Below are 15,134 nucleotides of genomic sequence, written 5' to 3' on the forward strand. Positions count from 1 at the left end.
GGCGCGCCAGTTATCGAAACGGCGCCGCCGGGGATCATTCATGGAAGTGGTCATAAATCAGTTTGGCCGTGCTTTCGGAGATTCCTTCAGCCTCCACCAAGTCTTCAATACCTGCTTTTGACACGGCCTTGGCAGTGCCGAAATGCTGAAGCAAGGCCCGCTTTCGTGCAGGGCCAATACCGGCAATCTCGTCCAGAGGGTTGGCGGAGATGGCCTTTTTTCGTTTTGCCCGGTGACTGCCAATGGCAAAGCGGTGGGCCTCGTCTCGCAGTCTTTGAACGAAATAAAGAACCGGATCGCGCTCCGGCAACATGAAACTGTCACGGCCATGGATGAAGAATTTCTCGCGCCCGGCGTCTCGATCGGGTCCTTTGGCGATCCCTACGAGGGGCACATCCGTAATCCCCATTTCCTCCAGTGTTGTGCGCACCGCTGTGAGTTGGCCTTGCCCGCCGTCGATGAGCACGAGATCGGGCCATTCGGGAATATCTGCATTGCTGAGGGGCGTCTCGGGCTGCTCAGGAAGCGCTTCTTCTGGCGCGGCCGGTTGTTCCGTGCCGGATCGAAAGCGGGCGGTTTGGATGTAACCTTCCGGCGCTTCCTTTTGCAGTCGCGCAAAGCGCCGGCTCATCACTTCCCGCATCATGCCATAGTCATCCCCCGGCACAAGGCTTTCGGACTTGATGTTGAACTTGCGGTAATGTCCCTTGGCGAAGCCTTCCGGCCCAGCCACGATCATGCCGCCAACAGCATTGGTGCCCATGATGTGGGAGTTGTCGAAAACATCTACTCGGCGGGGCATTCGGTCCAAACCGAAGGCTTCCGCCATGCCCTTGAGAAGGCGAATCTGGCTCGAGGTTTCGGCAAGACGGCGTCCAAGAGCCCCTTTGGCGTTGCTGAGGGCGTGATCCACCAGTTCCTTCTTCTCGCCACGCTTTGGCGTTGCGACGTCCACCTTGTGGCTTGCACGGGCAGTGAGTGCTTCTCGCAGCAGCTCCGCCTCTTCAATCTCGTGGGAGAGCAGTATGAGGCGCGGGGCCGGCTTGTCGTCATAAAACTGAGAAAGGAAACTTTGAAGGACCTCCTCAGATTCCATGCTCTTGTCGGCTTTGGGAAAGTAGGCGCGGTTGCCCCAGTTCTGACCGGTTCGGAAAAAGAATACCTGAATGCAGGTCTGGCCGCCTTCCTGAGCGACCGCGAACACGTCCGCTTCCTCTGTGTTCTGCGGGTTGATGCCCTGATGGCTTTGAACGTGGGACAGGGCTGCCAAGCGGTCGCGGTAGACCGCAGCGCGTTCAAAGTCCAGTTGCTCGGAAGCTTGCTCCATGGCTCGTGCAAGTTCCTTTTTGATCAGTTGGCTGCGGCCCGACAAAAAGGCCTTGGCTTCACTAACCAGCCCAGCGTAGTCCTCTTTCGAAACCTCACCCGTGCAAGGTCCTGCGCAGCGTTTGATTTGATAAAGAAGGCAGGGGCGTGTGCGGTTGCTGTAGTAGCTGTCTGAGCAATTGCGCACCAGAAACGCCTTCTGCATGGCATTGATTGTTTCGTTAACAGCGCCTGCAGAAGCGAAGGGACCGAAGTAACTCCCCTTTCGGTTTCTTGCGCCGCGATGCTTGATCAGCGCAGGTGCCTCGTGATCCTCGCTTATGAGGATGTAGGGAAACGATTTGTCGTCGCGCAGCAACACGTTGAAGCGCGGCCGCAGGCGCTTGATGAGGTTGGCTTCCAAAAGCAGCGCTTCGGGTTCGGTGCGCGTTTCAACAAACTCCATGGAAGCGGTGGCCATGATCATGCGCATGATGCGATTGGACTGGCCTTGAAGGCGCGTGTAGCTGGTAACGCGCTTTTTCAGCGATCGGGCCTTGCCAACGTACAAGACATCGCCGGTATCGTTGAGCATGCGATAGACACCCGGCCCCATGGGCAGGCGCTTGACGAAATGCTTGATGACATCGACGCCCTTGGTGCCTTCCGGCAGGGCGGATGTGCTGCTTTCGAATTCAATGGCGGGGGCCGTGTTCGGCGCACTGGAGGTGCTTTCAGCCTGTTCGGGCATGTCCTTGGTCCGACCGCTCATTCCTGATGCTCACCTATCATCTTTGTTCTGTTCCAATAAAATGGCTCTGAAGCGGGTGCAAGCTCCAGAGCCAATCTAGCAGAGTTCACGGAAACCGCTCTACAGCATCTGCTGGAGCCCTAGATTTTCCCAAGGGCAAAAACCCCGTAAATGTAACTGATGTAGCCTGCCGTCAGCAAAAGCCCCAAGCCGCGGCCCAGGCACATGCGGCGCATTGCAAAGATCAATAGCAGGATTGCGCAGCCGAGCATGACCCAGATATCCATTTCCAGAATCTGCTCTGGAACGGGGATCGGGGCAATCAGGGACGTAATGCCAAGGATCGCCAGAATGTTAAAGAGGTTGGATCCGATCACGTTGCCCAACGCGACTGCGGCATGCTGGCGTACGGCCGCCATCAGCGTTGTCGCCAGTTCCGGCAAAGAGGTGCCGAGTGCCACGACCGTCAGCCCGATGACAGCGTCGGACACGCCCCACGCCGAGGCTAGAACGACAGCGCCTTCTACCGTGTAGTGCGCTCCAATAGGCAAGCCAACCAGGCCGATGAACACATAGCCGAACGACAACAGTGCGTTTTCCGGGATCGATTCCACATCCACATCGCCCAGCTCTTCCAGTTCGAGATCGCGGTTGCCAGTTGCGGCCTTCATGGTTTTGCGGTGTTGATGGGCTGTGTGGGCAGACCACAGCAGAAAGCCTGCCAACATGGAAACAAGAACCACACCGGTCCAAAAGTCCAGAATTCCATGGAAACACAGGCCGATGAAAATCAGCGAGACGCCCACCATAAAGACAGCGTTGCGGGTTGCGCCTTTCTCGTCGCAAGGCGTGGGTGCCAGAAGAGCGGGCAGGCCCATGACAAGCAGTACATTGGCGATGTTTGAACCAACCACATTCCCAATTGCAATCCCGCCGTTGCCTTGAAGAGCGGCATTCAGCGAGATGACAAGTTCTGGCGCGCTGGTGCCAAATGCGACAATGGTCAAGCCAATGACAAGAGAGGGAATGCCAAGCATCTTCGCAATGCCGACGGACCCACGTACTAGAAAATCACCCGCAAAAATCAGAGCGGCGAGGCCGCCAACAAGGCTCAGGTATGCAATGAACATTCAACGATCCGGATCGTGTGTTGTTTATGCCAGCTTTGTTTTGAACCGGCTGTCTTTGTGCCCCCGCTATATAGGCAAGAAAGGGTGTGGCTTGAACCCCTGCGCCGAGTTTTCCAAGTGAGTGGCGCAATTCACACGATGTGGACACTACAAATGACAGGGGGTATTTATATGAATAACGTAGCGGCAACAGTAGGTTGTGCCCTGTGGCAAGGAATGTCGAAAATTTGCCGTAGTTTCTCCATTTTTCGAGGCTGATGCAGCCACATTGGATCCCCATAAACAGGAGGACGCGGATTCCGAGGGGGACTCGGATACCGTCGGACTGCCCCCGATTTCCAGCAGTCCTACCAAAGCCATATAAGTGGAGATAATAATATGCTGCGTATTGCATCAACAGCTGTCGCATTAGGCCTGATTGCCGGCCCAGCACTTGCCGCGGACCTTCCTCAGCCCCAGGAACCCATTGCCTACGAAGAACCAGTGATTGTATCTCAGTACGACTGGAATGGTGCCTATTTTGGGGCCAACATGGGTTACGGCTTCATGGGTTTTGACGGCAAGGCCGGTACCTCTGGCGCCCTTGATGACAACACCGACGGTGTAAACGTGGGTGTATACGGCGGTTACAACTTCATGGTTACCCCGCAGGTTGTGCTGGGTGTTGAAGGTGACATCGCTTACAACGATATCGACAATTCGGCTGGCGGCTTCAACGTTCAGTCCGATTGGAACGCCAACATTCGTGCCCGCGCTGGTTACGCGGTATTCGACGGCACCTTGCTCTACGGTACAGGTGGTGTTGCATTCGCTGACTTGAGCGCGAAGGGCAACGGCGGCAAGGATGATACAACCGCTGTGGGTTACACCGTTGGGGCCGGTGTTGAGCAGGCGTTTACCGACCGCATTTCCGGCCGCGTTGAATATCTTTATCAGGATTTCGGCAGCCAGGACTTCGATCTGGGCGGCACCAAGTACAAGACCGATGTGAACAACAACATTGTTCGCGCGGGTGTAGCCGTAAGCTTCTAAGCTTGGGTCATACGTGATGAAAAATGCGCGGCGGATTTCCGTCGCGCATTTTTTTTGACAGATTGTCCGTAACTGGTGGGCTTAATCTGTCGGATGCGTTGTTTCGAAAGAAGGGACGGACGAGGCGAAGTCTTCCAGCCATTCAACGAGTTTGGGGCACGTTGTCCGCCATGTAGCGCCGAGACGAAACTCCAGGTACCCCAATGCGCAGGCCAGTGCAATTTGGGCAGCATCCGGAGAGCCGTGGCTGACCCGAGCCGGTGGGTTGGCTTCAAAAGCAGACAACGCTCTGTCGATTTTTTCTTGCTGGTAGCTGAGCCAGTTGTCGTCGACCTTTTCCGCCGGGCGAAAACGGCGTTCATAAACGATGAGAATGGCCGCGTCGACAATGCCATCAGCGAGAGCTTGCTTGGTCAATACATCGAACCGTTCGGCGCCTGCGGGTAGCAGCTTCTCACCGCCTGCGAGATAGTCCAGATACTCAAGAATGACCGGGCTATCGAAGAGTACACTGCCATCTTCCAGAACGAGAGCGGGAATCTTGCCCAATGGATTCTGACTGCGAAGGGAATCAGATGGATCTGAGGTTTTCGCCATTTGCACGTCGAGGCGATTGGAAAAGCCCAGAACACTGGCCGCAATCTTTATCTTGCGCCCGAAGGGCGATGCACCGGACGATCTCAGTATCAGCATTGATTTGTTCCCGTAGAGCGATTTCAGATTGGAAGTTCAGAATGCCGATTTCAACTGCGATTGCAAGCGCGTCACGTTCCGGCGAGTTGCGCCGGCTTGAGAGTTTTTACAGTTGTCGATGTCACTTGGGTGTGACGTCAAACCATTATAGATTGTAGTTGTTGGCGTATGCGCGTGTCCATCCTTGGAGACGCCTTAGGGAGTCGCGCTAGTGGGAGTAAGACATGGGTAAGATAACACGCCGGGCGCTGCTGTTGGGCGGCGCCGGATTGGGCGTATCGGGAGGCGTTATGGGCTTGAGCTGGGTCCGGGGAAGCAATCGCTACGAAGATTTGGTCAAACGGACTTGGCAATCGGTCGAGCCGGTGGGTCAGGCGTTTCCAAATTCCCATGAAAGACTTGTTGCTTATGCGTGTATGGCGGCCAACGCCCACAATACCCAGCCATGGAAATTCAGCGTTTTTGAGGACCGGATTCATATCGCACCGGATTTCAATCGGGCAACACCAGTGGTGGATCCAGAGCACCGACACTTGTTTGCCAGCTTGGGCTGTGCAGTCGAAAATCTGAGTGTGGCAGCTCAGGCCTCCGGGTTTTCGGCTCCTGTTACCTTCCAGGATGACGGGTGTACAGTGCATCTTATAGGTGATGAAAAGGCGGCAAGCAGGTCGAATCCTCGCTTCGAAGCGATATCAAACCGCCAGTGTGTGCGGGCTAACTATGATGGCCGCTCACTCTCTGACGCCGATCTTCAAGGGCTTCGCGAGGCGCTTGATGATGAGGAGGTGAGTGCGTTTCTAGTGACGAACCGGGCTGAGATTGATCAACTGCGTGATCTCATTCTTTCCGCAAATTCGGTCCAGTTGAAGAGCCAGGCATTTCGTGATGAACTCAAGGCTTGGATCCGTTTCAGCGGGCGAGAAGCGGCTGAAACTCGAGATGGGTTATACGCGCCGGCTTCCGGTAATCCTGCGGTGCCGGGTTGGTTGGGGCGCAGGATCTTCGATCTTGTTGTTAGTGCTGATGGAGAGAATGCCAAGTATGCTGAGCAGATAGCCAGTTCCGCCGGGCTTGTTGTACTTGCTGCCCACCGGGACGATCCAATTGGCTGGATGCAGGCTGGCCAGTCTTGCCAGCGGTTTGCGCTGGAAGCGACGGCGCGCGGCGTGCGCTACGCCTTCTTGAACCAGCCCATTGAGGTGGCGGAGATGCTTCCCGAACTGCAGGCCATGCTGGGAACGGACCTGAGGCCCAATTTGTTGATGCGGTTTGGTTACGGGCCGACATTGCCCCGTTCACTGCGGCGGTCGGCGGAAGACGTGATTACCCGGAGTGGGTAGCCTTGGTGGTCGCCAGTGTCTCGCTCTCGGAATGCTCAGCCGCGAGTTGGGCCGCAAAAGCCTTGACCTGCGTCCAGTCGGTGTATTCGATCGAGGCGCGCGGATCGGTTGGGCCGCCCGTGAGGTGCATGATGAACTGGATCATGATGCGATCGAACAGGGAGTATTCCGGGTAGCGCAAAGCACCGGCGAAGACGGCATTTTCGGTTGGCTTGAGGCCGCTTTTTGCAATGAACTTGCGATAGTAGAGGTTCGTTTCAGGTGTTGACTTTTCCGGCTTGCGGGCTGTCAGGCAGACGGTAAAGGCAGCAACGCCAAGCTGGTTCAATCTGTCAAGGTTCGTGGCGATCCACTTTCGAGCAACCGGCAAGACGCGTCCGTAGCGAATGGCCGCGCCAACCACGATCTTTTGGCCAGCCACGACGGGCAAGGGTTCGGCTCCCGTGGCAAGCTCCTGCAGTTCCGCGGTGTGGCCATGCCCTTCCAGCTCTCTCGCTATCTTCTCCATGATTTTGCGAGTGTGTCCATCATGACTGGCGTATACGAGAAGAAACGACATGCCGCGCCCGTACCTGTTTGAGTGCCTGCTGATGCCGCCAATAAGCCGGCGGCGGATGTTTCAGGCACCATAACAGGTTTACGGGAGCACACTATTGGGGGAAACCCGCGCATGGTTGGTTGGGAGTAGGCAACCGTTTGAAAATGTTTATGTCTTTCGGGTCTTGAGCCTAGTACTGTGGCCGTACGCGGCGGCAGTTTCCGTCAAAGACGCGCCAACGATCGAGCCCTTGCAGGCAAGCGTCCACGCCCCAGCTCAGCCCCAGAAAGCCACTGTGCTCCGTTACCTGATAATAGAGCGTTTGATGGGAGCCATCGGAGAGGATTGCCTGGGCATGGCAATAGCGGCGGGCAAGGGGGCTCGGCCGGCCCACCCAGTATCCGCTCTGGCGTATCTTCAGCATGTCGTCTATCTGCCGGTCGTCGTAGTAAAGCGGGATCGCCGCTGCGATCTGACGTTTCACTGCGGTTTTTACTGAAGCATCTTCGCAGGTGGGGATGCGGGGCTCGCTGTTGTGTGAAAAATACACCCGCTTTTCTGAGGCTGGATCCTGAGGCGGCGAGGAGGGGCCATAATAATCAGCCGCTCCGGCGACCATGCCTGTGAAGCTCAAGGTTGCCAGCGCAATGAAGAGGCCTGCTATTCTCTTGAACATGATGTCCTGTCCGAGCTCCCGTTAACGTTGCCGCTTCACGATGCGTTATTCGTGGAATGGGGGCAACTCGTTGTTTCAGGGGGAGTCTATTCGTCAATCACGACTTCGGCGTGCCAATGAGCTCCGGGGCCGCGGGACAGGCGTTCGCACAGCCAAGGCAGGGCGATGTCCATGTCCGCTTTCAGTGTCCACGGTGGATTGACAACGAGCATTCCGCTGGAACTCATGGGTTTGTCTTCGCGGATTTGTCCGGCTCCCAACTCCAGTGACAGGACATTGCGAATTCCGAAGGACTCCATTTCCTTTATCAAGCGGTTGACGACCCTTCGATTTTTGATTGGGTACCACATTGCGTAGATGCCAGTCTGCCAGCGCTTCCACCCGCGGTGAATGCCCTCCAGCAATCGATCGAATTCGGATTCTACTTCATAAGCAGGGTCAATCAGAACCAATCCCCTGCGCTCTTTTGGGGGCAAGAAGCTGCCTAGTGCAAGCCAAGCGTCTATCTCGATGAGTTTGACGTGTTTGTCGCCGCCGAAATTTGTGATGAGGCTGTCGAACTCCTCGGGATGTAGTTCTGTCAGGGTCAGGCGATCCTGATTGCGCATGAGGTCACGGGCCAACACCGGGGATCCCGGATAAAGGTTGATTCCTCCCTGAGGATTGAGATCACGTACCACACTGAGCCAAGGATCCAGAACCTGTGCAACGTTCTTCGGAATTTCGGCATCGATGATGCGCCCGATTCCGTGGTGCCATTCTCCGGTTTTCTGGGCCTGTTCGGACGTCAAATCGTACAGACCAACGCCAGCATGGGTATCGAACACCCGGAAAGCACCTTCTTTTTTCTTCAGGTAGGTGATGATGGCGGCAAGAACCGCGTGTTTTAGAACATCGCCCAGATTGCCGGCATGGTAGATATGGCGATAGTTCATCTCGGGATCCTCACAGTGCTTTGCTTGTTGTCTGGGCTGGTATCACAGTCCGTAGGGTTTGCCTACACAGCCTGGCGATGCGGCAACAAAAAAGGCGGCCACTTGGGCCGCCTTGTTGTTTGTTTAAGATCCGCTTCAGTCCTGGCCGTAGCCGACAGGATCGGCGTCCATTGCGTCTGGAGAGGGGGATGCCTCGCCAGCGTCATCCTCCAAAAGCTGAAGGTTCACGGCCTTTGGGCCCTTGCCACGGCGATCCGGCTCGGTTTCAAAAGAGATCCGCATGCCGCTGTCCAGGCCTTGGAAGCCGGAACGCTCCACCGCAGAGATATGAACGAAGACGTCGCTGTCGCCTGCGTCCGGGGTAATGAACCCAAACCCCTTGTCCTGCTTGAAGAACTTCACCGTACCGATTTGGCGAGGGCCCCGCTCTACCGGCTGGCTGTCACGTCTGGGTCCCCTGTTTTCACCGGGGCCTGAACGGCCGGGGCCACGGTTTGATCCGCCTCCAAAGGGGCGGCCGGATCCTTCGCCTGCATTCCGATCGCGGAAGCCGCCGCGACCTTCAGAAGCATAAGAGCCTCTGTCTCCTGTGCCATGATCACCGTGGTTCACGTAGCGATCACGGGGATAGTTGTCTTTGGGAGTCTCGTAAGGACTATATCCGGGCTCCGCTCCGAGAAAGTCAGGAGCTCCGAATTCCGGGCCAAAACTGTTCGCACCACCAAACTCACGCTTGCCGCCACGCTTGCTGCGTGGGCGGCGGCCCGAATTCCCGTCATGCATTACTCTATCGCCTTTCCTGTCGGCATCAAGCCAAAGGATGCCAACACTTCCAAATAGCCACGCTAACGTGGCCGGTCGTCTACCGGTTTGACACCAAATTTGCGTTGTACGAAGCGGAAACCATATACATCAGACGCTTCTGCAGGAGATCTGACGAGTTCATGCTCTCAGCCACGTGACAAGGTACCGCACGCGGTACGGGTTATATCATAGGGTCCAGTTGCGTTTTTGAGCAAGAGAATACTTCGCCAAAGATAGTCAAACCCCGACATTGTGAGGGGTATTCTCATTTCTTGATTATCAATAATGGGAGGTTATGGAGATTTTTGAAGAAAATGTGTAAGTATTGTGACTGGTTTTAGGTCAATACCACTCCTTAGCCTTTAGACGGCTTGCCCAATACGTATCTGACGAACCAGCAGTAGTGCAGATTTGGTGTTGAGGAGCCGGGACGCAGAGGGCGCATTTTGCTTTCGAACCTGTTAGGGTCGGGCCAAATGACGAAAAAACGGGAATTTTCATGAGTGATACTGAAGGTCAGGCAGAATTGCCGCAGTTGCAGGTAACCGTTGTACCAGTAACGCCGTTTCAGCAGAACTGCAGCATCATCTGGAACACGCAAACCAAGCATGCGGCGGTGATTGATCCGGGTGGAGATGTGGAGGCCATTACCAATGCCATCACACAGTTGGGTGTCACGGTAGACCGTATCCTGTTGACCCATGGTCATCTGGATCACATTGGCGGCGCCGCCGAGTTGGCGCGGAAAACCAATGCGCCGGTAGAGGGGCCGCATTTGGCAGACAAGGACCTGATCGACGGCGTGGCGGATCAGGCTAAGCAATTCGGGTTGCCTGACGTGGAGGGGGTGACCCCAAGTCGGTGGCTTGAAGAAGGTGAAACAGTACAGATCGCCGGTGGCGATTTCGAGGTACTGCATTGTCCGGGGCACTCGCCGGGCCACGTCGTGTTTGTCAACAAGGAACTGCGGTTCGCCATTTCCGGTGACGTGCTGTTTGCTGGCTCCATCGGTCGGACGGATCTGCCCGGCGGTGACCATGCCACCTTGATTGCATCAATCAAGACCAAACTTTTGCCGCTGGGTGATGACATCACATTCCTGCCGGGCCACGGCGGGGCGTCCACGTTTGGACAGGAACGTCAGTCGAATCCATTCCTTGCTTGAAAATTCGACAAGTGATTAGTGAAGGATGGGCCGGTCCATGTTGCCGGCCTGCCCATTTTCTCGGGAAGGCTCCGGTATTACAACAGGGCACGCAGAGCGTCGATGCGCGCGTTCACCAGCCAGCCATAGTAGTTTTCTTGCGGTAGGCTTTCCGGGTCTTTTTCTCTCCGGGCTGCATAAGCTGCAGCGCGCTCCCATGGATTTCCAAGGTTATAGAGCGTCGCCGTAATGCCGGGGTTGGGAGAGATATCGATCCGTGCAACCTCGCGGTAGGCTTCGATGGCATCGCGTATCGCCGCGGCCGTATAGTGAAGCGACATTTCCGGATTCATGACCGTTTGGTAGATATCCATTGCGCGGTCAGGATCCAGCGCGGGGAACTTGCTGATTTCCTGAACCATGTCGTTCATCTTCAGTGCCGTCAGCGGTGTCAGTTGACCGATGCCAAAACTCTGGCCAGCAAACATGGGGCGGAAAAAGGTTTGGTGGAAGCGCTTGAGCGGATACTGGATGCCATCCACCTTCTGGCCTAGAAACGTCTCGTTCCATACCTTCTCATAGCAGCGCCAGCGTGCGCTGCTGTCCTTGAAGGTGTTACAGGTACGAAATTGCCGGCGCTGGATAAACTTCGTGACCTTCTCGCCTTCGTACTCGAACTCGATGCGCAACCCGGCGTAATTCAGCGCCTTCAGGTAGTAACCCTGCGCGCTGTCCAGACTGTCGTAGTTGTAGGTGTGTTCGCCCACGATCGCGCCAATGATGTGGATCGGATCAATCTCGTAGAGCTTGGCAACCTCCTTGATTTGTCCCATCAGGTCTTCGTCATTGCGCAACAGATCGAGAACGCGCTCGAACTTGTAGTCATAGGTGCGCTTGAAGGCTTTCGTGCGTGTTCGGGACGCGGAGGGTACCGGGGGCTGTTCCATGTTCATGTTGCCAATCGGCATCATGAGGATGTCCGGATCCGGAGTGCCTTTCGTTTCATCACGTGGAGATGCACTCGAATTCGCAGGCGCCTTCGGCGCAGCATAGGCTGCCGGGGCCGTGCTGGTCATGGCCAGAACGAGCGCAAGAATGGAGCCAACAAGATTGCCGAAATACAAGACGAGATTCCTTCCGAAGCACTGAGGCCTTGTCTGGGGTGAGAGTGAGCGGGCCGCTTAACCGGCAGTCTTAGACAACTCGCTGTCTCTCGTAAAACCGTGTTTCCTCAGTGGACAGAGCTTCGAGTGGGTTGCTGACATAAATTTTCGTGATCACAGCGTGTGCTGGTGTGGTCAGCTGCATTCATAGCCGCGCAGCTTGCCCGAGCCTTTCCCCACGATCTCAACCTTGACGCTGGTGATGCCTGAATTGACAAAGCCGATCTTCGCGGCCGCAGCCTTGGTTACATCAATGACCCGGCCTTTGACAAAAGGACCCCGATCATTGATGCGCACTTGAACCGACTTGCCGTTGCGCAGGTTGGTTACTTTCACCATGGTGCCGAAAGGCAGCGTGCGATGGGCCGCGGTCATACCGTTAGGGTTCGCCATTTCGCCGCTGGCGGTGCGTGACGTAAGGGCATACCACGAGGCTTTGCCACATTGAGCCGATGCGGCAGCAGATTTTGCTGTACCAGCTGCGCCGCTAGCGAGTGTTGGAGAGACAGGCTGGACCAGTGCCAATGCGCCAACGGCGACTGTGATCTTGAGTGTAGAAGAAAGCCAAGTTCGACCTTGACGCAGAAGCGCACATACGTTTGCCATTAAAGACCTCATCTTTTGGGATGAGGCGTACTAACTGGTCAAAGGCGGCAGAAAAAAGACAGTTTTGCGATAAATCGTGAGTGTTTTCACATTAAACAGAGATAGATTTTCTTTGGATTTTAGCTAAGTACTTAAGCATGCAAACAAACCTCGATGTCTCCCTTAAAAACACCAGTGCCCGACCTCAAGGACGATATGAATGGCTTGACATGGCGCGCGGGTTCGCACTGTGGGCCATGGCCGTCTATCACTTCAGTTGGGATCTGACCTGGTTCCAACTGGTCGACTGGCCTGTGACACAGGGCATCGGGTGGCGCATGTTTGCGGCCAGTATTGCGGGCAGCTTCCTGTTTCTGGTGGGGTTCAGCAGCGTACTGGCTCACAACAGCGGTGTGCGCTGGAGGCGCTTCTGGGTCCGGTTGGTGAAGGTTGCAGGGGCGGCCCTGCTGATTTCTGTTGGAACCCATTATGCGTTCGGCAGCGGCATGGTCCGCTTCGGCATTCTTCACAATATTGCGGTGAGCAGTGTTCTGGTCTTGCCGTTTCTTCGGCTGACTGCAGTCATCAACCTTGCGGCGGCGCTATTGGTGCTGAGTGTTGGCATTTATGGATACAGTCAACCGGTCAACGCGGTCTGGTTCTGGACGGGGTTGGTCGGCAGTCCGTATAACGCAGTGGACTTTGTGCCGGTTTTTCCTTGGTTTGCGGCGGTACTGCTGGGAGCGGCGACGGGACAGGTTTTTCAGCGACGGCAGATGACCAAACCGGCAATCCAGTCGGAACAGTGGGCGCGTCCGGCTGCGTCGCGCCAAGTGGTCCGCAGGGGGCTGGCATGGTGCGGACGGCATTCCCTCCTGTTCTATCTGGTTCATCAGCCGGTTCTTTTCGGCGCATTGTGGACGCTGGTGGCGCTGGGCATGTTGCCGGACCGAGAGGAGTTGGCCTTTCAACGCAGTTGCGTGGCGGCTTGTGAAGCCTCTGCAACCCAAACGCACTGTGAGGCCGTTTGCGCCTGCACAAAAAGCGCTTTGCAGGCTGAGGGGATGTGGCAGCAGGCCGTGACAACGCAGCCTGATCCTGAGATGCGAACGCGGATCCAGCAAACCTACCGTACCTGTTTTCTCCAAAATCAGAGGAATACAGAAGAATCGATCCCCGGCCAATGATCGATAATTGTTGCAAATTTGCACTGGTTGGACAGCTGTTTGGCTTTTCCCGAAGTTTTCCGGCTTAGGTAGCGTTTCTGTTTTTCTCAACACGCAGTCGTGTTTAGTCCGATGTACTGCCCTTTTTGATCGATTTTCAGCTCATAATCGGGCTTCCTAAGCCAGCTTCGGTATATCAGCTACGCAAAACTAGAGATTTCAGTATGTTCCCAAACAACTACTAGGCCTTACGGGGGAGTTGACCTCTGCGGCAGCCTTGTAAATATTTCCCCTTATAAATTCGCAGATAACCGTTTTTCTTGCCGTGTTTCTGTCCAGCCTGCTTGCAGGGAGGCGGCAGGCAACAGCCGGAGACGAAGACCTCCGGCGGGGGCGACCATGTCGAATTGTGCCGACATCCAGCCTAAGGGCGTGACAGGAACAACGGTTCGGGCAGATCAAGTCGCTCTGCATTTGGAGGGGGAATATGACAGTTTTGAATCGCGCTCTCGGCGCCGCTCTGGCGGCCGGAACCATTTTGGGCGCATCGGGGTCCGCATTTGCAACCGGGTGGGACGTGCAGGGGCTGAACAGCTACGACCTGCTGTTCTCCAACGACAAGTTCGTCATTCAGGGTCAGACAAGCTACGTAGACCGCAATGTTGATTTCAAGAACGTCAATGGGACCAATCGTGGCGGGCAACCGACGTCAGGTACTAACTCTGATGATGCGATCCCGAACGTTTGGCTCTATTCAGTCGCAGTGAAAGCCAATTTGTTCGAAAACATTGACTTCTTTGCTCGAGTTGATAACCCCTACATCATTCGCGAAGAGCCCGGATTTGATTGGGGCGGACGATATGCGATTGGTGAAACCGTTGCTGATGCCAATGGCATAGATGCAATGCTGTCGTACAAGCATGCCATCAACGACAGTAGCAATCTTCGTATCTTCGGCGGTATTAGGGCCGTTGATGTGACTTATGAGCAGAATTCGGCATTCAATCCCGTAACTACTGCGGTGCCTGCACTTGATCGTGTTGCTAGCATTGATGTTGAAACCGATGGTTACGAGTTCGGGTGGCGCGTCGGAGCTGCCTACGAGATCCCTGAAATGGCCCTAAGAGCCAAGATTTCCTATGATTCAGCCATTGATATAGATCTGGATGGCAGCTTTTCTACAAGCGGGGCAGTTTTGAATCCGCTAAACGGTAACCCTGTGATACCGGCTCTGGATACAACTGCTAAGGCCTCGGCTACACTTCCTCAAGCGGTTGAAGCAAGTATTGAATCAGGCATTGCGCCAGGGTGGCTTGTTTCGCTCGGCGTCAAGTGGGTTGATTGGAGTGTTCTGAACGAACTCGCGGTGGACTTCGGACCGAACGCTATTGGGTCAGCCGGTTCTACTCGAGTGTTGAACTATTCCGATGGCTGGGCTGTTGAAGCGGGCGTTTCGCATAAGCTGACAGACAAGCTCGGCGTTGGCGGGACCTTGACATGGGACCAAGGCATTGGTGGCCCCTACTCTGACTTCTGGGCGTTCGGTTTGGGTGGCGCCTATGATGTTTCCGACAATGTACGTTTGGCGTTGGGTGGTCGTGCTGTTTACAAAACAGCAGGTGATGGTGTCTATCAGATCGACGGATCGACACCTGTCACCGCTACTTACGACTACGGCTCCTCCTGGAACTTCCAGTTGTCTTCTCGACTGCGGGTTTCGTTCTAAGCAGCAGATGCCAGACTTTCATGATCTGATGATCGAACCCGCCGAATGTGCATTCGGCGGGTTCAATTTTATGGAACGAAGCAAGAACAACTCTTTTCTTTTATGCTAAGACGCGCCATATTGCGCGTCATGGCTAGCAAGAATCC

General features: G+C 55.4%; 14 protein-coding genes. 5 read left to right on the forward strand and 9 right to left on the reverse strand.

Annotated elements, in window-relative coordinates:
- Positions 1 to 34: 34 nt before the first annotated feature.
- On the reverse strand, positions 35 to 2,077 hold the full coding sequence (uvrC, locus tag G512_RS0100575; RefSeq protein WP_028480015.1) for an excinuclease ABC subunit UvrC: 2,043 nt from the start codon (positions 2,075 to 2,077) through the stop codon (positions 35 to 37).
- Between the two features lie 119 nt (positions 2,078 to 2,196).
- Positions 2,197 to 3,186, reverse strand: coding sequence for a calcium/sodium antiporter (locus G512_RS0100580; RefSeq protein ID WP_028480016.1), 990 nt, complete (start codon positions 3,184 to 3,186; stop codon positions 2,197 to 2,199).
- Positions 3,187 to 3,564: 378 nt separating this feature from the next.
- Here G512_RS0100580 and G512_RS0100585 point away from each other — a divergent pair, with 378 nt between their 5' ends.
- Positions 3,565 to 4,218 carry an outer membrane protein gene (locus tag G512_RS0100585; protein ID WP_028480017.1) on the forward strand — a complete coding sequence of 218 codons (654 nt, stop codon included), beginning with the start codon at positions 3,565 to 3,567 and terminating at the stop codon, positions 4,216 to 4,218.
- Positions 4,219 to 4,299: 81 nt separating this feature from the next.
- On the opposite strand, the gene G512_RS0100590 is transcribed toward G512_RS0100585, so the two are convergent.
- On the reverse strand, positions 4,300 to 4,911 hold the full coding sequence (locus G512_RS0100590) for a glutathione S-transferase family protein (protein ID WP_028480018.1): 612 nt from the start codon (positions 4,909 to 4,911) through the stop codon (positions 4,300 to 4,302).
- Between the two features lie 224 nt (positions 4,912 to 5,135).
- Here G512_RS0100590 and G512_RS0100595 point away from each other — a divergent pair, with 224 nt between their 5' ends.
- Positions 5,136 to 6,251, forward strand: a complete 1,116-nt coding sequence (locus tag G512_RS0100595) for an Acg family FMN-binding oxidoreductase (RefSeq protein ID WP_028480019.1) — start codon at positions 5,136 to 5,138, stop codon at positions 6,249 to 6,251.
- On the opposite strand, the gene hemG is transcribed toward G512_RS0100595, so the two are convergent.
- From hemG to G512_RS0100615, 4 genes are all read right to left on the reverse strand, one after another.
- Complete coding sequence (gene hemG, locus G512_RS19520) at positions 6,235 to 6,810, reverse strand: menaquinone-dependent protoporphyrinogen IX dehydrogenase (RefSeq protein WP_051268675.1); 576 nt, start codon at positions 6,808 to 6,810, stop codon at positions 6,235 to 6,237. The two genes, G512_RS0100595 and hemG, sit on opposite strands and share 17 nt — an antisense overlap.
- A gap of 169 nt (positions 6,811 to 6,979) precedes the next feature.
- Positions 6,980 to 7,465 carry a hypothetical protein gene (locus G512_RS22740; protein ID WP_208974899.1) on the reverse strand — a complete coding sequence of 162 codons (486 nt, stop codon included), beginning with the start codon at positions 7,463 to 7,465 and terminating at the stop codon, positions 6,980 to 6,982.
- Between the two features lie 86 nt (positions 7,466 to 7,551).
- Positions 7,552 to 8,400 carry a 23S rRNA (adenine(2030)-N(6))-methyltransferase RlmJ gene (locus G512_RS0100610; RefSeq protein ID WP_028480021.1) on the reverse strand — a complete coding sequence of 283 codons (849 nt, stop codon included), beginning with the start codon at positions 8,398 to 8,400 and terminating at the stop codon, positions 7,552 to 7,554.
- 135 nt (positions 8,401 to 8,535) lie between these two features.
- On the reverse strand, positions 8,536 to 9,183 hold the full coding sequence (locus G512_RS0100615; RefSeq protein WP_028480022.1) for a cold-shock protein: 648 nt from the start codon (positions 9,181 to 9,183) through the stop codon (positions 8,536 to 8,538).
- A 520-nt stretch (positions 9,184 to 9,703) separates the two neighbouring features.
- Here G512_RS0100615 and G512_RS0100620 point away from each other — a divergent pair.
- Complete coding sequence (locus tag G512_RS0100620) at positions 9,704 to 10,369, forward strand: MBL fold metallo-hydrolase (RefSeq protein WP_051268677.1); 666 nt, start codon at positions 9,704 to 9,706, stop codon at positions 10,367 to 10,369.
- Between the two features lie 77 nt (positions 10,370 to 10,446).
- Here G512_RS0100620 and G512_RS0100625 read toward each other — a convergent pair whose 3' ends face one another.
- Positions 10,447 to 11,472 (reverse strand): DUF1402 family protein, encoded by a 1,026-nt coding sequence (locus G512_RS0100625; protein ID WP_028480024.1) that lies wholly within the window; start codon positions 11,470 to 11,472, stop codon positions 10,447 to 10,449.
- A 174-nt stretch (positions 11,473 to 11,646) separates the two neighbouring features.
- Complete coding sequence (locus G512_RS19530) at positions 11,647 to 12,117, reverse strand: septal ring lytic transglycosylase RlpA family protein (protein ID WP_081657319.1); 471 nt, start codon at positions 12,115 to 12,117, stop codon at positions 11,647 to 11,649.
- Between the two features lie 137 nt (positions 12,118 to 12,254).
- Between G512_RS19530 and G512_RS19535 the strand changes: the two genes are divergently transcribed.
- Positions 12,255 to 13,283, forward strand: a complete 1,029-nt coding sequence (locus G512_RS19535; protein WP_073832996.1) for a heparan-alpha-glucosaminide N-acetyltransferase — start codon at positions 12,255 to 12,257, stop codon at positions 13,281 to 13,283.
- Between the two features lie 466 nt (positions 13,284 to 13,749).
- On the forward strand, positions 13,750 to 14,988 hold the full coding sequence (locus tag G512_RS0100640; protein WP_028480025.1) for an OmpP1/FadL family transporter: 1,239 nt from the start codon (positions 13,750 to 13,752) through the stop codon (positions 14,986 to 14,988).
- The last annotated feature ends 146 nt before the right edge of the window (positions 14,989 to 15,134 follow it).

Source organism: Pseudovibrio exalbescens DSM 16456, assembly GCF_000422785.1.
Classification (GTDB): Bacteria; Pseudomonadota; Alphaproteobacteria; order Rhizobiales; family Stappiaceae; genus Pseudovibrio; species Pseudovibrio exalbescens.